This window comes from Streptomyces cellostaticus, assembly GCF_001513965.1.
GTDB classification, from domain to species: domain Bacteria; phylum Actinomycetota; class Actinomycetes; order Streptomycetales; family Streptomycetaceae; genus Streptomyces; species Streptomyces cellostaticus.
In genome coordinates, this window is record NZ_KQ948044.1 from 1 (window position 1) to 18,074 (window position 18,074).

Annotated in this window: 19 protein-coding genes and 2 pseudogenes; 8 read left to right on the forward strand and 13 right to left on the reverse strand. The window is 72.6% G+C overall.

Going from position 1 to position 18,074, the window contains the following annotated elements:
• Positions 1 to 316 precede the first annotated feature (316 nt).
• A complete protein-coding gene (locus AQI88_RS35735; RefSeq protein WP_244184479.1) occupies positions 317 to 1,270 on the reverse strand; it encodes a ferritin-like domain-containing protein in 954 nt (317 codons plus the stop codon).
• A gap of 406 nt (positions 1,271 to 1,676) precedes the next feature.
• Here AQI88_RS35735 and AQI88_RS48665 point away from each other — a divergent pair.
• Positions 1,677 to 1,784, forward strand: a pseudogene (locus AQI88_RS48665) (DUF5134 domain-containing protein); the annotation flags it as partial.
• A gap of 62 nt (positions 1,785 to 1,846) precedes the next feature.
• Here the strand turns inward: AQI88_RS48665 and AQI88_RS35740 are convergent.
• From AQI88_RS35740 to AQI88_RS35765, 6 genes are all read right to left on the reverse strand, one after another.
• A complete protein-coding gene (locus tag AQI88_RS35740; protein WP_067007839.1) occupies positions 1,847 to 2,812 on the reverse strand; it encodes a pirin family protein in 966 nt (321 codons plus the stop codon).
• Between the two features lie 63 nt (positions 2,813 to 2,875).
• Positions 2,876 to 4,447, reverse strand: a complete 1,572-nt coding sequence (locus tag AQI88_RS35745) for a serine/threonine-protein kinase (RefSeq protein WP_067007841.1) — start codon at positions 4,445 to 4,447, stop codon at positions 2,876 to 2,878.
• A gap of 182 nt (positions 4,448 to 4,629) precedes the next feature.
• Positions 4,630 to 4,974, reverse strand: coding sequence for a hypothetical protein (locus tag AQI88_RS35750; protein WP_067007845.1), 345 nt, complete (start codon positions 4,972 to 4,974; stop codon positions 4,630 to 4,632).
• A complete protein-coding gene (locus AQI88_RS35755; RefSeq protein ID WP_067007847.1) occupies positions 4,971 to 5,657 on the reverse strand; it encodes an RNA polymerase sigma factor in 687 nt (228 codons plus the stop codon). Before AQI88_RS35755 ends, AQI88_RS35750 begins: the two co-directional genes overlap by 4 nt.
• 61 nt (positions 5,658 to 5,718) lie before the next feature.
• Complete coding sequence (locus AQI88_RS44045; RefSeq protein ID WP_079058022.1) at positions 5,719 to 6,225, reverse strand: hypothetical protein; 507 nt, start codon at positions 6,223 to 6,225, stop codon at positions 5,719 to 5,721.
• Positions 6,226 to 6,356: 131 nt separating this feature from the next.
• Entirely contained in the window at positions 6,357 to 7,052 is a 696-nt protein-coding gene (locus AQI88_RS35765) for a type 1 glutamine amidotransferase domain-containing protein (RefSeq protein WP_067007853.1), read from the reverse strand.
• A 144-nt stretch (positions 7,053 to 7,196) separates the two neighbouring features.
• Here AQI88_RS35765 and AQI88_RS35770 point away from each other — a divergent pair, with 144 nt between their 5' ends.
• A complete protein-coding gene (locus AQI88_RS35770) occupies positions 7,197 to 8,102 on the forward strand; it encodes a LysR family transcriptional regulator (RefSeq protein WP_067007857.1) in 906 nt (301 codons plus the stop codon).
• A 1-nt stretch (position 8,103) separates the two neighbouring features.
• On the opposite strand, the gene AQI88_RS35775 is transcribed toward AQI88_RS35770, so the two are convergent.
• Positions 8,104 to 8,658 (reverse strand): GNAT family N-acetyltransferase, encoded by a 555-nt coding sequence (locus AQI88_RS35775; RefSeq protein ID WP_067007859.1) that lies wholly within the window; start codon positions 8,656 to 8,658, stop codon positions 8,104 to 8,106.
• A gap of 2 nt (positions 8,659 to 8,660) precedes the next feature.
• On the reverse strand, positions 8,661 to 9,260 hold the full coding sequence (locus tag AQI88_RS35780) for an HD domain-containing protein (protein WP_067007862.1): 600 nt from the start codon (positions 9,258 to 9,260) through the stop codon (positions 8,661 to 8,663).
• 52 nt (positions 9,261 to 9,312) lie between these two features.
• Between AQI88_RS35780 and AQI88_RS35785 the strand changes: the two genes are divergently transcribed.
• Positions 9,313 to 9,987, forward strand: a complete 675-nt coding sequence (locus AQI88_RS35785) for a transmembrane-type terpene cyclase (protein ID WP_067007865.1) — start codon at positions 9,313 to 9,315, stop codon at positions 9,985 to 9,987.
• Positions 9,988 to 10,198: 211 nt separating this feature from the next.
• Complete coding sequence (locus AQI88_RS35790; protein ID WP_067007868.1) at positions 10,199 to 10,564, forward strand: cupin domain-containing protein; 366 nt, start codon at positions 10,199 to 10,201, stop codon at positions 10,562 to 10,564.
• 139 nt (positions 10,565 to 10,703) lie between these two features.
• Here the strand turns inward: AQI88_RS35790 and AQI88_RS35795 are convergent, their stop codons facing one another.
• The 3 genes from AQI88_RS35795 to AQI88_RS35805 form a co-directional block, all read right to left on the reverse strand.
• A complete protein-coding gene (locus AQI88_RS35795; RefSeq protein WP_067007871.1) occupies positions 10,704 to 11,678 on the reverse strand; it encodes a pyridoxal-phosphate dependent enzyme in 975 nt (324 codons plus the stop codon).
• A gap of 115 nt (positions 11,679 to 11,793) precedes the next feature.
• Complete coding sequence (locus AQI88_RS35800) at positions 11,794 to 13,143, reverse strand: vWA domain-containing protein (protein ID WP_067007873.1); 1,350 nt, start codon at positions 13,141 to 13,143, stop codon at positions 11,794 to 11,796.
• Positions 13,140 to 13,997, reverse strand: coding sequence for an AAA family ATPase (locus AQI88_RS35805; RefSeq protein WP_067007876.1), 858 nt, complete (start codon positions 13,995 to 13,997; stop codon positions 13,140 to 13,142). The genes AQI88_RS35800 and AQI88_RS35805 overlap by 4 nt, the downstream gene beginning before the upstream one ends.
• 78 nt (positions 13,998 to 14,075) lie before the next feature.
• Here AQI88_RS35805 and AQI88_RS48075 point away from each other — a divergent pair.
• From AQI88_RS48075 to AQI88_RS35820, 4 genes and pseudogenes are all read left to right on the forward strand, one after another.
• Positions 14,076 to 14,252: pseudogene (locus AQI88_RS48075) on the forward strand (TetR/AcrR family transcriptional regulator); the annotation flags it as partial.
• Positions 14,253 to 14,624: 372 nt separating this feature from the next.
• Positions 14,625 to 15,305, forward strand: a complete 681-nt coding sequence (locus AQI88_RS48080) for an ABC transporter permease (protein ID WP_067008048.1) — start codon at positions 14,625 to 14,627, stop codon at positions 15,303 to 15,305.
• The gene (locus AQI88_RS35815; protein ID WP_067007879.1) at positions 15,302 to 15,973 is read left to right on the forward strand and encodes an ABC transporter permease; all 672 of its coding nucleotides are present in this window, start codon (positions 15,302 to 15,304) and stop codon (positions 15,971 to 15,973) included. Before AQI88_RS48080 ends, AQI88_RS35815 begins: the two co-directional genes overlap by 4 nt.
• Positions 15,970 to 16,911, forward strand: a complete 942-nt coding sequence (locus AQI88_RS35820; protein WP_067008044.1) for an ABC transporter substrate-binding protein — start codon at positions 15,970 to 15,972, stop codon at positions 16,909 to 16,911. The genes AQI88_RS35815 and AQI88_RS35820 overlap by 4 nt, the downstream gene beginning before the upstream one ends.
• A gap of 8 nt (positions 16,912 to 16,919) precedes the next feature.
• Here AQI88_RS35820 and AQI88_RS35825 read toward each other — a convergent pair whose 3' ends face one another.
• Entirely contained in the window at positions 16,920 to 18,074 is a 1,155-nt protein-coding gene (locus tag AQI88_RS35825) for a betaine/proline/choline family ABC transporter ATP-binding protein (protein WP_067007882.1), read from the reverse strand.

Consider the following 18,074-nt stretch of genomic DNA (forward strand, 5'->3'; position numbering starts at 1 on the left):
ACGTCTCGCCTGCGCCGGCGCCGGACGTTCTGAGTGCATCGGCCACGCGCTCACCCCTGATCCTGCTCGCCTCCTGCGGCTTCGACGCCACTTTCACGCCACGAGGAGGACCCACCCCTTCCTCCCCGCTTCGGGACACGGAAAACGGCGACAGGGCCAGGGAGCCGCGGATATCCCCACCATGAATCCGCTGACGACCCGGGGCGGACATACGCGGGCTGCACGGCTCCCGGGCTTCCGCGCACCGGCGACCCTTGTGAACCAGCAGGGCGTGCGGAGCTTGCGATCCGGGCTCCGGAAGCCGACCGGCGGTGCGTCATCTGCGTGGGCGGAACTGAGGGCCGTAGGTTTCCTTGGTGCCGGTGATCGGGATCTCCATCAGCCCCACGGCCGGAGTCTCCAGCCTGCGCATGCGCCGTACAGCAGCCTTCAGGCTACGCGGGTCGCCTTCATCCCACGCCGTGTCGAGCGCTTCCAGAACTGCCGTGTAGGTGGTGTCGAAGTCGTCCAGGAGCCGCTGGGCCTCGGCGGGCGGTTGGTCCCAGCCGCCCGCAGGGACCCTGGCCATGGGCCGAGTATCGGGGAACGGCACCGGAGCACCGGTGAACTTCCAATCGCCGTCGGCCTCACGCAGCTGCCGGCCGTGATAGATCTCGGCGAAGGCGTAGTAGTGCGCCAGGTGACCGTCCCCCTGGCCGTCGGCCGCAGAGGCCGCGGTGCCTTCACCCTGGTCTTTGATGATCTCGATCGAGCGCTCGACATCCTCGAGAGTCCTGACCGGCCTGAGTGTGTCCTCGCCGATGCGCTCGTGCATCTGCCGGTGCACTGACAGATCGGGCGCCACCACCCGGAACGCTTTCAGTAGTTCCTCATAGAAGACGCCGATGCTGCGTGGGTCGTGCGCGCCCTCGGTGAGCGGTACCGCGGGGGCTTCGATGGCCATCATCACGTCCCCGACGAGCGACTTGGTCAGACCGGACAGATAGACGTTGACCCCTGGATGCACCCCGCCCGGCAACGGGCCCGGGTAAGTGGGTGCCGACTCTCTGATCCGCGGCCGTCCTCCCAGGCCTGCCAGCAGGTTGCAGACGATACCGAGGTGATACATCTCGTCGGAGATGATGCGCCGGATCAACCGGGAGGCATCACACTTCCGATTCTTGATGGACCACCAGCCGCACAGGTACGGCGGGATGGTGGAGAACTCGATTTCCACGGCAACCTGAAGGGCCGATCTGAGCCAGTTGACGCCGCGGTTCTCCTCTGGCACTGCGAGGAGGCGGACCGTAGTCCCGCGCTGTGCTGCGGCGTGCCGCCCAGGCGTCGACAGTCTGGGGGTTTGAGCGGGAGCGGCCGGTGAGATCGGTGTGCCCGCCGCCAAGGCAGCCGACGCCAGGAGAGCGCGACGCCGGAAGGGGGCACCGGTCGACTCCTCGGGAGATCTTCTCGTGTTCGCCACCGCAGCCTCCGCACACACGCCCGCGATCCGGGCCCTGACCTCGAACCAGGTGCGCGAAGCTAGCAGCCTCGGCCGACCTCTCCTTGGCGCCTGCACCACATGACGCGCACTCCCACGCCATCGGCCCGCGGCCGGGAACTCAGCGTCCGTCGGCCGCGACTACGTACTGAATGGAGTGAACCCGCGCTTCGCCGGGTGAGGTCCCGTACCGCTCCACATGGCGTGGCCGTGGAGCATGCACCTGCCCTCGGAACCGCAGATGGTTCTGTTCGTCGCGGGCGCGCTGTGGTTCGCCCGCTCAGCCCCGCTTCGCGCGGGCTCTGCACGAGTTCGAGAACGCGGTGGTGAGAGGGCACGGGAAGGGCGAGCGGAGTCCCCCATCCCAGCTCAGCGCACTCGACCCCGCGCCTTGAGCGGGACCGGCGGCAGTTCCGGTGCAGGCAACGGATTCCCGTCGTACCCCTTCACTTCCCCGAACCTTGTCCCGTTCATCCAGTCCTCGCGGGCCTGACTGATGTCGTCCTGAGTACGCCCGACGAAGTTCCACCACATGATCAGCTCCTCGGCGAACGGCTCGCCTCCCAGCAGCATGATCCCGGCGTCCGACTCGGCGCGCAGCGGGAGGTCGCTGCGGCCGCAGCCGAGGTAGAGCATCGAGCCCGGCAGTACCGGCACGCCGTCCGCGTGGACCTCGCCGGACATCGCCAGCACGCCGTACTCGAAGTCCGGTTCGAGGGGCAGGCGGACGTCGGCGCCCCGGCTGAGCGCGAGGTCGGCGCCGACGATCGGGGTGAACGCCGTACCGGGGGAGGCAGATCCGTCGAGGTCGCCGAGGATCACGGTCGCCGTCAGGCCGGGCGCGGTGACCGTGGGCAGTTCCGGGTGGTACTCGAACCTGGGTTCGGTGTGGCGGTGCTCGTCGGGGAGCGCGACCCAGAGCTGGGCGCCGTGCAGGAAGCGGGCGTGCGACTTCGGGCTCTCCTCGGAGTGGCTGATGGCCCGGCCCGAGGTCATCAGGCCCAGCTGCTTGGGCCGGATGGTCTGCAGGCTGCCGGTCGAGTCGCGGTGCAGCACCTCGCCCTCGTGCAGCCAGCTGACCGTCTGCAACCCCATGTGCGGATGCGGCGGGACCTGCATGCCGGGCTCGTCGGCGATGTCGTCGGGGCCGTAGTGGTCGATGAAGGCCCAGGCCCCGATCATGCGCCGGCCGAGGTTCGGCAGCAGCCGGCGCACCTCGGTCGACTCGCCCAGTTTCACCAGGCGGGGACTCAGCAGCTCGCGGACGGGCTCGGCGACGACGAATCCGCGGCCGCCGCACACGCTCGGTACGGGCGCACGGTCAAGATTGCTCATGCCGCACAACCTAGCCCTGCCACGGCGTCACCGGCAGACCAACGGCCCGGCACGGGCGAGCGTTCAGCCGGACGTGGCGAAACCGTCCCGGACGACGTCGAAGACGGGGCGGTGGGTGTCCCACTGGGCTTCCGGTGCGGAGAGGTAGATGTCGTACTCGCGGCCGCCCTCCCTGCCGTAGCCGAGGTCGATCGCGCGGAAGTCGCGGGCGCGCCCCCTGAAGGTGAACTCCCACACGGCGGCCGGCTGTCCCCGGAACGTGGTCTGCTGCATGCGGAGCCTGCGGTACGACGGGTAGTTGACCTTGGTGTTCGCCTCGATGTCCTGGAAGTGCGTGACGGGGTTCGGCCCGGCGGGCTCCACCGTGCCGATCGTGATGCCGACCAGACCGGTCGGGTCGGTGTAGGTGAGCGTGTCGCCGGTCCGCTTGCCCGCCTTCCAGCCGTCGGGGAGGGGGAAGGAGACCCCGAGCTTCGTGTCGCTGACCAGGTGGTAGCCGTCGGGGACGGCCGCCGGGGTGGGCGTGGCGCTGGGGGTGGGGGTGTGGGTGGTGTGCTGGGTGAGCGACAAGCCTTCGCCGTGGTGCCTCGCCGTGACGTACGTGACGGCACCGGCCGCGGCGGCCAGCGCGACCACGGCGGACACCAGGGCGAGGCGCCTGCGTGAGGTGCGGCGCTTGCGGCGGGCGTGTGCCCGCGTGGGGGAGTCCGGTGCGGGGCCGGTCTGCGTGGGCGGCGGCGCGGGCACCGGACCGGTCTGCGTGACGGGGCTCGCCGGAGCGGCGGCGGAGGCGAGGGCGTGTCCCGCCGTACCGGTCCCGTCCGCCGACGCGGCCCGCAGGGCCCGTTCCGTCTGCTCCGCCGACGGGCGCTGTTCGGGGTCCTTGGTCAGCAGGGCGTCGATCAGCGGCTCCAGGGCGCCGGCCTGCCTCATCGGCTCCAGCGGGTCGACGGCGATGGCGTACGCCGTCTCCATCGCCGTCTCGCGGCGGTACGGCGGGCGTCCCTCCACCGCCTGGTACAGCGTCGCCCCCAGTGACCAGAGGTCGGAGGCGGGGCCGGGCTTGTGCCCGCGGATCCGCTCCGGCGCCATGTAGTCGATGGAGCCGACCATCTGACCGGTCTGGGTCAGCGTCGACGCCCCGGCGGTGACGGCGATGCCGAAGTCGGTGAGGACGATGCGGCCCTCGGCGCCGAGGAGCACGTTGCCGGGCTTGACGTCGCGGTGCAGCACATCGGCGGCGTGCGCGGCGCGCAGCGCGGCGATCATGCCCAGGCCGATCCGGGCCGCCTCCTCGGGCGGGACGGCCCGGCCGCCCTTCAGGAGGTCGGCGAGGGTGGGCGCGCGGACGTACTCCATGACGATGCAGGGCCGGCCCTCGTCGTCCACCACGTCGTGGACGACGACCACGTTGGGATGTACGACGCGGGCGGCGCTGCGCGCTTCGCGGCGGGTGCGCTCGTAGAGGGTGGCCAGCTCGTCGTCGGTCAGGTGGGGCTGCGTGTGCAGCTGCTTGAGGGCGACCTCGCGGGCGAGCACCTCGTCCTGGGCGCGCCACACGGTGCCCATGCCGCCGCGGCCGATCCGCTCGTTGAGCCGGTAGCGCCCCGCGACGAGCCGCCTCTCGTCCGCCACAGACTTGCCCTCCGCCGGTTGTGCCCCCCTTCGGCATCTCCTGTCACCCTAGTCGCCGTACGCGGCAGACGCCCGGAGTGTGCGCAGCCTCACTGGCCGCCGGGCACATGTGGCAGGAGACCTGCACCACGCCGAGTGGCCCGGGGGACCGCTGCTGTCGGCTTCCCGCGTGGCTCCCCGGATCACGGTTTCGGGGAGCTGGGGGACGGTTCGGCCGTGGTCGGGTGGATCGGGCTGGGGACCGGTGAGGGTGTGCTGGTCGTGGGCCTGGGGGAGTGGGCCGGCTCGGCAGGGCGGGCCGGGGCGCTCCGCAGGGTGACGAAGAACACCAGGGCCGCCACCGCGGCCAGGGCGAGCAGCCCCACCGCGACCCGGCGCAGGTGTGCCCGGCGGGGGCGGGCGGACCCGGCCGGCGGGTGCAGCGGCCGCAGGTCGGCCGGGCCGACGGACTGCGCCCGAGCGGCCAGTGCGGCCCGCAGCCGCTCCTCGACCGGCGTCGGTGCGGTCCCGGTACCGGATGTGTTCATCGAAGACCCTCCAGACGTCGGCCGAGGGCGTCCAGGGCCCGGCTGGCCGTGGACTTGACGGTGCCCCGCGACAGACCGAGCGTCGCCGCGATCTCGGCCTCGGTCAGATGTGACCAGTACCGCAGGACCAGCACCTCGCGCTGGCGCGGAGTCAGCGTCCGCAGGGCCGCCAGCACCTCCCGGTGGTCCTCGTGGATCAGGACGTCCTCTTCAGGGGCAGGCGCGTGCTGCTCGCGTTCGGGGGTGTGCGCCCGTACGGTCCTGCGCCGCCGCAGCACCGAGCGGGCCCCGTTGACGACACTGGTCCGCAGGTACGCCTCGGGGTCGTCCAGCGAGCCGAGCCGGTGGCCGTGGCGGCGGAACAGCGCCGTGAAGGCGTCCTGTACGACGTCCTCGGCCGTGGGCAGGTCGTCCACCAGCAGCACCGCCAGGCGCACCAGGGACAGCCGGCGATGGTGGTACAACTCCTCGATGCCGAGCGGGGGTTCGGGGACGACCAGCTCCTGTGCCCCGGTGCGGGCGCGGTGGCCGGGTGGTGCCGGGTCGGCCGTCGCTGCGGCACGTACGCGCGCGAGGAAGCGGGTCCGCAGCGCATGCGTGAACCTGCGCCAGGGCGGGGCGCACCGCGGGGCGCCGGCCCGGTCCCAGGGCAGGGCCGCCGCTGGTGGTGTGGCTGTCGTCATGGGTCTCCCGGCCGGGTGTGCGGGGAGCCGCACCCGGCGACTCCCCGCACACCGGCATGCCTCAGTGCTGCTGCGGAACCGGCGAAGGCGTGGCGTACCCGGCCGCGGGGACCGGACTCGGCGATGCCGCCGGGCGGCCGTGGTGCGCCCTCGGGTGGCCGTGGTGCGGTGCCGGCACCGGGGCCGGGGGCGCGGTTGACGGAATCGGTGACGGGGTTGCGGTGGACGGGACCGGCGACGGGGTGGCCGGCACGGGCTGCGGCGTCCCCGGGTGCGTGGGAGACGGCACCGGAGTGGGGGTGCCCGTGTGCGGGGTGGACGGCACCGGAGTGGGGGTGCCCGTGTGCGGGGTGGACGGCACCGGCTTCGGTGTCGCCGTGTGGACCGGGGACGGCACGGGTGACGGCGTCGCGGTGCTGTCGGACCGGGACACGGGGTGGGCGTTGCTCTGGACCGCCTGGGCGGTCACGGTGCCGCCGACGGCCAGAGCCGCGCCGACGGCGGAGACCCCCAGGGCGGCGCGCAGCCTGCGCATGCGGCGAGATCGGGGGACACGGTGTGCGGACATGGGTTCCTTCGGTCGCTCGGTTCGGGCATCGGTCGAAGTGGAGGCCTCCACCCCGACAGACGTCCGGCCCCGGGCGAGGTTGCAGGCGACGGCCGGCCAATTTTCCGCACGTGTGGCCGACCGCCGCTGCTTCAGCCCAGCTTCTTGAGCAGCTCCTCGGCGACCGGTGCCGAGGAGGCCGGGTTCTGGCCGGTGACCAGGTTGCGGTCGACGACCACGAACGGCGCCCACGGCTCGGCCACCTGCACGTCGACACCGGCCTCGGTCAGCCGGTCCTGGAGCAGCCACTTGGCCCGCTCGGCGAACCCGCCCTGCCTCTCCTCCTCGTTGGTGAAGGCCGCCACCCGGTAACCGGCGAAGGCGTTCGAGCCGTCGGCCCCTGCCGCCGCGAGCAGCGCGGCCGGACCGTGGCAGACCACCGCCAGCGGCTTGCCCGAGCCGAGGGCCGCGGCCAGCAGCCGGCCCGAGCCGGCGTCCACGGTCAGGTCCTCCATGGGCCCGTGCCCGCCGGGGTAGAACACGGCGGCGAAGTCGTCCAGGTCGACCTCCGTCAGCTTCACCGGCTCCCGGAGCTCGGTCATCTCTTCCAGGGCGCGCGCCACCTCGTCGGCCCCCTCCTGACCGCCGTTGAACTCCGGCGCGAGGCTCGCCCGGTCGACCTGGGGCACCACACCGCCCGGCGTGGCGACGACGACCTCGTGGCCGGCGGCCTTGAGAGCGCGGTACGGGACCACGGCCTCCTCGGCCCAGAAGCCGGTGGGGTGCCGGGTGCCGTCGGCGAGCGTCCAGTGGTCGGCACCGGTCAGCACGAAAAGGATCTTCGGCATGGGTCTTCGTCTCCCTGTCCCTGTACTTGCGCTTGTGCGGCAAACGTAGGCGACACCACCCATAGGCAACCAATGAAGCATCGTATGGCAGACATTGGATCTCCTATGGGTCGCGCGGTCGGCGCCCGGTGAATACTCGGCCTCGTGGACATCCCTTCCCTCGACCTGAACCTGCTGCGCACCTTCCTGGCGGTCTACCGCTCCGGCTCCTTCACCGGCGCCGCCCGCCTGCTGGGCCTGTCGCAGCCGACGGTGACGACGCAGATGCGCGCGCTGGAACGGCTCAGTGGCCGGGAGCTGTTCGAACGGCTGCCGCGCGGGGTCGCGCCGACGCCGGTGGCCGACGAACTGGCCGCCCGGATCGCGGCGCCCCTGGACGAGCTGGCCGCCGTCGCCGGCCCCGACCCGCTGGAGGGCGCACGCCCGGAGCCCGTCCATCTCGCCGGCCCGGCCGAGTTCCTGTGCACCACCGTCCTGCCCGCCCTGGCCCCCCTGGTGGCCGAGGGCGTACGGCTGCGGGTGGCGACGGGCCTGACCGATCCGCTGCTGGACGAACTGCGCGCGGGCCGCCACGACCTGGTGATCGCCACCGCCCGCCCGCGCGGCCGCACGCTGCACGCCGTGCCGCTCGCCGACGAGGAGTTCGTCCTGGTCGCCGCGCCCGTCTGGGCGGAGCGCCTGACGGACCGGCTGCCCGTCGAAGGGCCCGCCGCCCTGCACTCCGTACCCCTGGTCAGCTATGCCGAGGACCTGCCGATCGCCCGCCGCTACTGGCGGCACGTCTTCGGCCGGCGCCTGTCCTGCACCGCCGCCATGACCGTGCCCGACCTGCGCGGGGTGCTGGCGGCGGTGGTCGCGGGCGCGGGGTTCAGCGTGCTGCCCCGCTACCTGTGCGCGGACCTGCTGGAGTCCGGCGTGCTCGTGGAGCTGCTGGAGCCGGAGGACCCGCCGATCAACACGGGTTTCCTCGTCCAGCGCCCCGGCGCCTCGGACAACCCCGACGTGATCCGGGTCCGTGACTTCCTGCTGCGCGCGGCGCGGACCTGGTAGCTCAGTGCGCTCCGCCGGTCCACTCCGGCGCCAGCACCGACCAGATCTCCTCGTCGTGCCGCTCGCCCCGGTACAGGTAACTCTCCCTGAGGACCCCGTCCCTGCGCATTCCCAGCCGCCGGGCGACCGCGATGCTCGGGGCGTTGTGCGGCGACACCCACCACTCCACACGGTGGATGCCCCGCTCCCGGACCGCCCAGTCGATCAGCACCCGGGCCGCCCGCGTCACCAGCCCGCGGCCCACCGCCGCCGGCTCCAGCCAGCAGCCCGCCTCGGCGGTGCCCTGCGCCACGTCCATCCTGCGCAGGATCACCGCCCCGACCAGCGTGCCGCCGTACCGGATCCCGCAGATGCGGCCCGCGTCGGCCGCCTCCTTCTCGGCGTACGCCGTGAGGAACGCCCGGCTGGACGCCAGGTCCGTGACCACGTCCGGCAGCCCGTTGAACTGCCCGATGAACTCCCGCCCCCGGTCCACATGGCCGAGGAACTCCCCGGCCTGCCAGGGGCCGAGCGGACACAGCTCGGCGCCGTCGTCGCCGAGGGGGATCGCGTACATGGTCACCTTCGGGTGAGGGGGTGGGACATCTGGTAGGCCAGCCTACGGTCGGCCCCCTCTCCGATCCCGGTGAGGGCCTCGTCCAGCTCCATGAACCACTCCCAGACCGCCCGCCCGTCGGCACCGGCCAGCCGGGCCACGACGAGATCCTCCAGCTCCGGGACGCGCTTGCCCTTCCAGACCTTGTCGGCGAGGCTCACCAGCAGATCCTCGACACCGATCCCGGGCGCGGTCCAGGAGGCGTGCGTCGCGGCGAACCGGGCCAGACCGGACTCCACACCGTGCGTCAGCAGCAGTTCCTGCCCGGCCTCCTCGTGCCGGGCGCCCGGGCCGGACAGCTCGGCCACGTGCACGGCCTTGCCGATGTCGTGCGTGGCGGCACCGAAGAGCACCGCCTCGGCGTCGAACTCCAGCCCCGGACAGCGCCGTTGCACCCACTCCACGAGCCGCGCCGCCACGTCGTGCACCGCTCTGAGGTGGGCCACCAGACGTGGTGGGGCGTCAACCCGGCCCAGCAGCACGGCGGCCCGCTCGGGAAGCGGCCGTAGCGGCGGGTCGAAGGTCTCGTCCGTCGCGATCGACGCTGTGCTCGTGGCTGTCACCGTGTCAGAGTAAGCACCTGCTGGCGTGACGGTCGACTTACGGAGGGTGTTCATGGCGGCGGTGCACACGGCTTTTCTGCTCGGTACGGGGCTCTTCTGGACGGCCGCGTACGTGCTGCTGATCCGCACCGGGCTGCGGGCGCGGACGTTCGGGATGCCCGTCGTCGCGTTCGCCACCAACATCAGCTGGGAGTTCATGTTCGCGTTCGTACGCCCTCCGTCCGGAGTGATGCACGTGATCAACATCGTCTGGTTCTGCTTCGACCTCGCCATCGGCTACACCGTCGTACGCTTCGGACGGGCCGAATTCCCCTACCTCCCCGACCGGTTGTTCCTGCCCGCGCTGGCCGTCCTGCTCGCCCTGGCCTACCCGGGCATGAACTACGTCTCCGAGCAGTTCGACGAGGGCGTCGGCGCGATCACCGCGTTCGGCAGCAACCTGGCCATGTCCGGCATGTTCCTGGCGATGCTGGCCGCCCGCCGGGGAACGCGCGGCCAGTCGGTGGGCATCGCCGTGACCAAACTGCTGGGAACCGCCTGCGCCTCACTCGCGCTGCTCACCGACCCCGACGGGGATCCGCGCTACGACAACGCCCTCATGTACTACTTCTACATCGGCTGCTTCCTCCTCGATCTCGCCTACGCGTACGCGGTGTTCGCCGTAGGACGAGCCGAGCGGACCACCGGTTCGGCCCAGGTTCCCGCTCAGGGCGCCCTTCAGCGCTGATCGGGACCCCCACTGCAGTGCCCCGTGAGCCACGCATCACGTCGAGACAACGTTGTCGACGCGGGTTCCCCCGAATGGCGGCCCTGTGAGGCCGGGCCGAGGATGGAGGCGTGGGGTACGGCCACCGCCGCAGCGCCGGTGCCGTCCGAGGCCGCCGGGGGACGGGGGCCGGCCCCGGCCGCGGTGAGCGGCCGGAAGGGAGGACACCGTGATGCTGGAAGTGAAGACGGTGGACAAGCCGGACGAGCGGCGCGACTTCCCTCGCGGTCATCTCGAAGCCGTCCACCTGACGGGACTCGACTTCGCCGTGGGCACCTTCGAACCGGGCTGGCGCTGGTCGGAGTCCGTGGCGCCGATCGCGGGCACCGAGAGCTGCCAGTTCCCGCACAGCGCCTATGTCGTTCAGGGCCGGTTGCACATCCGTATGGACGACGGCGGTGAGGGCGAGGTCGGCCCCGGCGATGTCTTCATGTGCCCGCCCGGGCACGACGCCTGGGTCGTGGGTGACGAACAGGTCGTGGTGTACGACTTCGCAGGACCCACGGCAAAGGACTACGCGAAGGCACAGGGGACCTGATCCGTCCCGCAGATGCCCCGCGGTGCGCCCGTCGCCGCGGGGCACCCGCATGGACTGCCGACCCGACCCGTCGGACCGTCCGTCCCTCGTCGCCCCGTACGCGCAGGTCAGGGAAGGTCCGGTAAGGAGCCGCAGGCCGTCAGAGTGCGTGGGTGACGGCACCCTCCTCGGCGTATGCGACGGCCTCCGTGTGACCGAAGAGGCCGGGCAGTCCGCCGGTGTGCACGAACACGGTCTTCTGGCCCGGCCGTACGTCGCCGTCCCGGACGGCGGCGGCCAGCCCGGCCAGGGCCCGGCCGGTGTAGACGGGGTCGAGGACGATTCCCTCGGTGCGGGCCGCGAGCCGGAGCGCCTCGGCCACCGGACCGGTCAGTGCCGCGTACCCGCTGCCGACCTGGTCCCGGCGCACCCGCAGCCCCTCCGCCGTGATCTTGTCCGTGGTCAGCGGGGCCGCGAACTCCGCCACCGCGGCGGCCGGGTCGGCCAGCGCGCCCACATCCACGCCGAGCACCGACTCGGTGCCGAGGGCGGCGACCAGCCCCGCCATGGTGCCGCCCGAGCCAAGCGCGACCACCGCCGTCCGCAGCTGCGGCACCTGCGCGCGCAACTCCTCTGCGCACCGCACATAGCCCCGTGCGCCCAGCGTGCTGGACCCGCCGAAGGGGATGAGGGCCGGCCGGGCGCCCGTCTCCCGCAGCCGCGCGCACACCTCGGCCGCCGCGACGTTCAGTCCGGCCTGGTCCACGTCGCCCGCCCAGGCGAGCCGCGCTCCCAACAGGCCGTCCAGCGCGAGGTTCCCGGAGCGCGACCCACCGGGCGAGCCGCGCAGCACGAGGACGACGTCCAGACCCAGCCGGGCCGCGGCGGCGGCCGTCAGCCGGGCGTGGTTGCTCTGCGGGGCACCGGTCGTCACGAGGGTGTCCGCGCCCTCGGCGAGCGCCGCGCCCACCGTCCACTCCAGCTTGCGGATCTTGTTCCCGCCGCCGCCCAGACCGGTCAGGTCGTCCCGCTTGACCCACAGGTCCTCGGGACCGAGCCCGAGCGCGGCGGCGAGCCGGGGCGCCGGTTCCACGGGCGTGGGGAAGGTGCCGAGCTGCACGGGCGGGTGGCTCATGTCGTACGTCCTCGTCTGCGGGCGGATGGCGGGCGGGATGCGGGCAGCAGGCGAGCGGATGGCACGTGCTCGGCCGCCGGCCGGTGCCCAGTCGATCACGCCGGGCCACCCCGCGTCACACCGGCAGCAGCTGTCCGACCAGCTCGCCCAGCTGCCGGGCGTTGCGGCACTCGTGCATCTCGACCAGCTCGGCGTAGCCGGGCGCCGCCGAGTCGCCGGTGCCCCACTGGGCGCGCGGCTCGGGGTTCAGCCAGTAGACGCGCCGGGCACGGCGGGCGATGTCGCGGACGGCGGGCAGGTTCGGGTCGCTCATGTTCGTACGGGCGTCCCCGAGCACGAACACGGTCGTCTTCGGGCCGACCGCGTCGCCGTACCGCTCGGCGAACTCGCCCAGGGCGACGCCGTAGTCGCTGCTGCCGTGCCAGCCGGTGAGCCTGGCCTCGGCGCGGATCCGGGCGCCGAGCCCGTCCGGGTCGGCGTGGCCGTGGCCGAGCAGGCCGCTCACCTCGTCGAGACGGTTGACGAAGGCGAACACCCGGACCTTGCTGAACTGGTCGTGCAGCGCCTGCACCAGCAGCATCGTGAAGTCCGAGAAGCCGGACACCGAGCCCGAGACATCGCAGAGCAGCACCAGTTCGGGCCGGGCCGGGCGGCGTCTGCGCAGCACCGGCCGCATCGGCACCCCGCCCGTGGACAGCGAGGAGCGCAGGGTGCGGCGCAGATCGATCGTGCCGCGCGCGGCACGGCGACGGCGCGCGGCGAGCCGGGTCGCCAGCTTGCGCGCGAGCGGCGACACGGTCCTGCGCAGCTCGGCGAGCCGGTCCCTTCCGGCGTACAGGAAGTCCACCCGGTCGGCGGTCGGCGCGACGGCCCGCCGGGCGATCTCGTCCCGATCGCGCCGCTCGGCCACCCGGCGCCGCGCCTCCGCGCCGACCAGTCGCCGGAACACCTCGATACGGCGCCGGATCTCGTCGTCCAGCAGCCGGTCCGCGAACCCCGCGCCCCCGTCCCGGCCCCGCACATCGGCCCGCACCCGGGCCAGCAGGGTCTGCGGGCGGAGCCGGTCGAGGGTCTGGTACGCCGACCAACCGTCCGACCCCGGTGAACTCCCGTACCCGCCCAGGCCGTCCACGGCCTCGGCCGCCAACCGCGCCATCAGGGAACGGTCGTCGGCGGCCAGCGCGTCCGCGAGGCGGTCGCGCAGCTCCTCCCGGTCCGTGGAGCCGCCGTCCGAACCGCCGGTGACGCGCGGGAAGTACAGGTCGAAGACGGGGTCGAACACCGCCCGCTGGGCCGGACCGTGCAGCAGGGTCGCCGCCAGCCCCTCCCGCAGCAGCTCCCGGTCGGTGAGCCCGAGGGCCTCGACCGCGAGGGCCGCGTCGACGGTCTCCCCGGTGCCGATCCGCACGCCGTGCGCGCGCAGCGCGCCGACCAGGCCGGTGATCCGCCCGTCGACACCGGTCACAGGGCGTCCAGGTCGAGCTTGGCGGCGGCCTTCTGGACGTCGTCCTGGTGCTTGAGGATCACGCCCAGGGTGTCCCGTACGACGGCCTCGTCCAGCGTGTCGGCGCCCAGGGCCAGCAGGGTGCGCGCCCAGTCGATGGTCTCGGCGATCGACGGCACCTTGCGCAGGTCCATCGCGCGCAGCGCGCCGACCACCCGCACCACCGACTGGGCCAGGGCCTCGCCGAGCCCCGGCACCTTCAGCCGTACGATCCGCCGCTCCAGCTCCTCCTCGGGGAACCCGATGTGCAGGAACAGGCAGCGGCGGTGCAGCGCCTCGGACAGCTCGCGCCCTGCGTTGGAGGTGAGGACGACGAAAGGGCGGCGGGTCGCGGTGATCGTGCCCAGCTCGGGGACCGTGACCTGGAAGTCGCTGAGCACCTCCAGCAGCAGCCCCTCCATCTCCACGTCGGCCTTGTCGGTCTCGTCGATCAGCAGCACGGTCGGCTCGTCGCCGCGGATCGCGGTCAGCAGCGGGCGGGGGAGCAGGAACTCCTCGCTGAAGATGTCGGTGCGGGCCTCGTCCCAGCTCTCGTCGCGGCCCGCGCTGATGCGCAGCAGCTGCTTGGCGTGGTTCCACTCGTACAGCGCCCGGGACTCGTCGACGCCCTCGTAGCACTGGAGCCGTACCAGCCTAGCCCCGGCCACCTGGGCGACGGCCTTGGCCAGCTCGGTCTTGCCGACCCCGGCGGGGCCCTCCACCAGCAGCGGCTTGCCCAGCCGGGCGGCGAGGAAGACGGTCGTGGCGACGGCGGGCGAGGCGAGGTACCCGGTCTCGGCGAGACGGGCGGAGACGTCGTCGACGGACGTGAACAACGGGGCCTCCGGCGGTTCGGGGATGGGCAGCCGTTTCCTATCTAAGCGCTTGTTCACCCCCTCTGTCACGAGGATTCCGTGACGGCCTCAAGGGGTGGACCGACCGGTTTCCATCCCTCCCAGGCGTCCCCCCGAGACCGGCTGCTCGACGCGGCCGCCCAGCTGTTCTCCCGCGACGGCGTCTCCATCGGCGTCGAGGCGCTGTGCCGGACGGCGGGTGTCTCGAAGCGGTCGATGTACCAGCTCTTCGACCGTAAGGACGAGATGCCGGCCGCGAGCCTGGAGCGGCGGATCCCCTGGTACGAGGCCCAGCTCGCGCCCGCCGACCCGGACTCCGTGACGCCTCGCGAGCGGATCCTGTACGTCTTCGAGCAGGTGGAGAAGGCCTCCGTCGACCCCGGCTGCTTCGGCTGCCCGTACCTGGCCGTCCTGGTCGAGCTGAAGGACTCCGAGCACCCGGTGAGCGAGGTAGCCCGCGCGGTGAAGGAGGCCCTGGAGGAGGCCTTCCGCACACAGACCGACCTGGGCGGCGCCCGCGACCCCGAACTGCTCGCCCGCCGGCTCATGCTCCCCCGGAAGGTCCACCACAACGCGCCGCCCCCCTCGCGCGCCCGGTGCAATGGAGGCGTGACCGCGCCCCCGGACGACTGCCTTGCGCGCAACGAGTGGGTCTGTGGTGCTTATCTGAGCACCCGCCGCGAGGTCCTGCTCGACGCGGTCGGCCAGCACCTTCAGCTGACGGCGTCGGCGGTGCTCATCGGGCTCGCTCTCGCCCTGCCGCTCGCGGTGCTGGCCCGGCGCTGGGCCCTGGCGGCCGGTCCGGTGCTCGCCGTGACGACGGTCCTCTACACCATCCCGTCCCTGGCGATGTTCTCCCTGCTCCTGCCCCTCTACGGCCTCTCGGCCACCCTGGTCGTCGCGGGCCTGGTGCTCTACTCGCTCACCGTGCTCGTCCGGAACATCCTCGCCGGGCTGCGCGCGGTCCCCCGGGAGACCCGGCAGGCCGCGCGCGGCCTCGGCTACGGGCCGATCCGGCTGCTGCTCACGGTCGAGCTGCCCCTGGCCCTGCCCGCCGCGATGGCCGGGCTGCGCATCGCGACCGTCTCGGCGGTCTCCCTGGTCACGGTCGGCGCGATCGTCGGCTTCGGCGGCCTCGGAAACCTCATCTACGCGGGCATGAACACCTACTTCAAGGCTCAGGTGCTCACCGCGTCCGTGCTGTGCGTGCTGATCGCCGTCGCCGCCGACCTGCTCCTGCTCGGCGTGCAGTGGCTGATCACCCCCTGGGCGAGGGCGGCCCGCGCATGAACACCCTCGGCGCCACCTGGGACTGGCTCACCGACCCCGCGCACTGGTCGGGCGACGACGGCGTCTGGCACCGGCTGCTCCAGCACCTGGTGCTCACCGTCGTCTGTCTGCTCATCAGCTGCCTGATCGCGCTGCCGGTCGCGCTGGTCCTCGGCCACCTGGGCAAGGGCGGCGCGCTCGCCGTCAACATCTCCAACGTCGGCCGGGCCGTCCCCACCTTCGCGGTCCTGGTACTGCTGCTGCTCACCCCGGTCGGAAAGTGGGGCGAGGGGCCCACGGTGGTCGCCCTGGTGCTGTTCGCCGTACCGCCGCTGCTCACCAACGCCTACGTGGGCATGCGCGAGGTCGACCGGAGCGTCGTACAGGCGGCGCGGGGGATGGGGATGACCGGGCGGCAGATGCTGTTTCGTGTGGAACTTCCCCTTTCGCTCCCGATGGTGCTGGGCGGGGTGCGGCTCGCCGCCGTCCAGCTCGTCGCCACCGCCACCATCGCCGCACTCGCGGGCGGCGGGGGACTCGGCCGGATCATCACGGCGGGCTTCAACCTGGCCAGCACACCCCAGGTGGTCGCCGGCGCCCTCCTCGTCGCCGTGTTCGCGCTGATCGTCGAGGGCGTCTTCGAGATCGCCGAACGCCTGGCACCGGCGTGGGCCAGGGGCGGCCGATGAGGGCGCGCACCACGGTGACGGTGGCCGCGCTCCTCGCCCTGACCGGCTGCTCCACGGGTCCCTCCCTGGAGAACCGCGGCGCGGTCACCGCGCCTCCCGGCGACAGCCACCACCTGACCATCGGCTCGGCCGGCTTCACCGAGAGCGACCTGCTCGCCCAGATGTACGCGCAATTGCTGAACCAGGCCGGCTACAAGACGTCCCTCCTCACGGTCGCCAACCGGGAGCTGTACGAACCGGCCCTGGAGTCCGGCCAGATCGACGTCGTGCCCGAATACGCGGCCACCTTCGCCGACTGGCTGAACGCCAAGACCCACGGCGCCGACGCGCAACCGGTCGGCTCACCCGACCTCGACGCCACGATGAAGTCCCTGCGGAAGCTCACCGCACCCCGCGGGCTCACGCTCCTCCCACCCGGCCGCGCGGTGGACCAGAACGCCTTCGCGGTGACCGCCGCCTACGCCCGGCAGCATCACCTCACGACCCTCAGCGACCTCGGCGACGCGAAGCTGGGGGTACGGCTCGCCGCCGGTGACGAGTGCGTGCAACGGCCGTACTGCGAACCGGGATTGAAGAAGGTCTACGGCATCGACATCACCGGGGTCGACCCGAAGGGCGTCGGCACCACCCAGGCCAAGCGGGCCGTGCAGGACGGCCGGGACCAGATGGTGCTCACCACGACCACGGACGCGACCCTCGACCAGTTCGGCCTGGTCCTGCTCGCCGACGACAGGCACCTGCAGAACGCGGACTACGTCGTGCCGGTCGTCAACCGCTCCCGCGCGGGCGGCGCAGGCGTGGCGAAGGCCCTGGGCAGGCTCAACGGCGTCCTTACGACAGCGGACCTCGCGGACCTGAACCGGCAGGCCGACAGCTGGCGCCGGCTGCCGGCCGACGTGGCCCGGACCTATCTGAAGGACAAAGGCCTGCTGAAGTGACGGCCGCCTCAGGCGTCCGACACCGAGTCGAACGGCACCTGCCCCCGCGCGACACCCCGCGCATCCGCGTCCACCGAGCGGCGCAGCGCCTCGTGCAGCTTCGCCGGGGTCAGCACGCCCAGGAAGCGTGCCCCGTCCAGCACCGCAACCCATCCGGCGTCGTACTGGAGCATGACCCCGAATGCCTGCTTCAGCGGCGCGCCCACCGGCACCCACGCGGTCATCCGGTGCGCGAGATCCCCGACCGTGCCGCCCGCGGCCAGCTCGTCGATGCCGACCCAGCCGTGCAGATCGCCCTGCGCGTCGAGGACGACCGCCCACCGGGCGCGCTCGGCCCCCAGCCGCTCCGCGGCCCGCCCGGCAGGCTCGTGCACACGGGCCACCGGCGGCTGCTCCAGGTCGTCCGGCTCGATCTCGGTGACCGACAGCCGCTTCAGCCCCCGGTCGGCGCCCACGAACCCGGCGACGTACGGCGTGGCGGGCGCGCCCAGTACGGCCCCCGGCGTGTCGAACTGTTCGATGCGACCCTGCCCGTACACGGCGATCCGGTCACCGAGCCGCACGGCCTCCTCGATGTCGTGCGTGACCAGCAGGACCGTCTTGCGGACCGCGGCCTGCATCCGCAGGAACTCGTCCTGCAACTGCTCGCGCACCACCGGGTCGACCGCGCCGAACGGCTCGTCCATCAGCAGGACCGGGGGATCCGCCGCGAGCGCCCGCGCCACGCCCACCCGCTGCCGCTGTCCGCCCGACAGCTGCTCCGGATAGCGCGGCCCGTACGTCTTCGGGTCGAGGCCCACCAGATCCAGCAGTTCGGCGGCCCGGGCCCGCGCCCTGGCCCGCTTCCAGCCGAGCAGGGAGGGCACGGTCGCCGTGTTGTCCAGGACGGTGCGGTGCGGGAAGAGGCCCACCTGCTGGATGACGTAGCCGATCCGGCGGCGCAGCCGCACCGGGTCGACCCGGGCGATGTCCTCGTCGTTGACGAAGATCCGGCCGGAGGTCGGCTCGATGAGCCGGTTCACCATCATCATGGTCGTCGTCTTGCCGCAGCCCGAGGGGCCCACGAGCGTCACGAGCTCACCCTCGGACACCTCGAAGGAGAGGTCGTCCACGGCCGTCGTACCGTCCGGATACCGCTTGGTGACCTGCTCGAACCGGATCAT

Excerpts from the sequence above, each read along its gene's own strand:
- AQI88_RS35765 (WP_067007853.1), bottom strand. The coding sequence starts at position 7,052 with ATGCCGAAGATCCTTTTCGTGCTGACCGGTGCCGACCACTGGACGCTC.
- AQI88_RS35740 (WP_067007839.1), bottom strand. The coding sequence starts at position 2,812 with ATGAGCAATCTTGACCGTGCGCCCGTACCGAGCGTGTGCGGCGGCCGC.
- AQI88_RS35795 (WP_067007871.1), bottom strand. The coding sequence starts at position 11,678 with ATGAGCCACCCGCCCGTGCAGCTCGGCACCTTCCCCACGCCCGTGGAA.
- AQI88_RS35775 (WP_067007859.1), bottom strand. The coding sequence starts at position 8,658 with ATGTACGCGATCCCCCTCGGCGACGACGGCGCCGAGCTGTGTCCGCTC.
- AQI88_RS44045 (WP_079058022.1), bottom strand. The coding sequence starts at position 6,225 with ATGTCCGCACACCGTGTCCCCCGATCTCGCCGCATGCGCAGGCTGCGC.
- AQI88_RS35820 (WP_067008044.1), top strand. The coding sequence starts at position 15,970 with ATGAGGGCGCGCACCACGGTGACGGTGGCCGCGCTCCTCGCCCTGACC.
- AQI88_RS35755 (WP_067007847.1), bottom strand. The coding sequence starts at position 5,657 with ATGACGACAGCCACACCACCAGCGGCGGCCCTGCCCTGGGACCGGGCC.
- AQI88_RS35825 (WP_067007882.1), bottom strand. The coding sequence starts at position 18,074 with ATGATCCGGTTCGAGCAGGTCACCAAGCGGTATCCGGACGGTACGACG.
- AQI88_RS35785 (WP_067007865.1), top strand. The coding sequence starts at position 9,313 with ATGGCGGCGGTGCACACGGCTTTTCTGCTCGGTACGGGGCTCTTCTGG.
- AQI88_RS35815 (WP_067007879.1), top strand. The coding sequence starts at position 15,302 with ATGAACACCCTCGGCGCCACCTGGGACTGGCTCACCGACCCCGCGCAC.
- AQI88_RS35750 (WP_067007845.1), bottom strand. The coding sequence starts at position 4,974 with ATGAACACATCCGGTACCGGGACCGCACCGACGCCGGTCGAGGAGCGG.
- AQI88_RS35790 (WP_067007868.1), top strand. The coding sequence starts at position 10,199 with ATGCTGGAAGTGAAGACGGTGGACAAGCCGGACGAGCGGCGCGACTTC.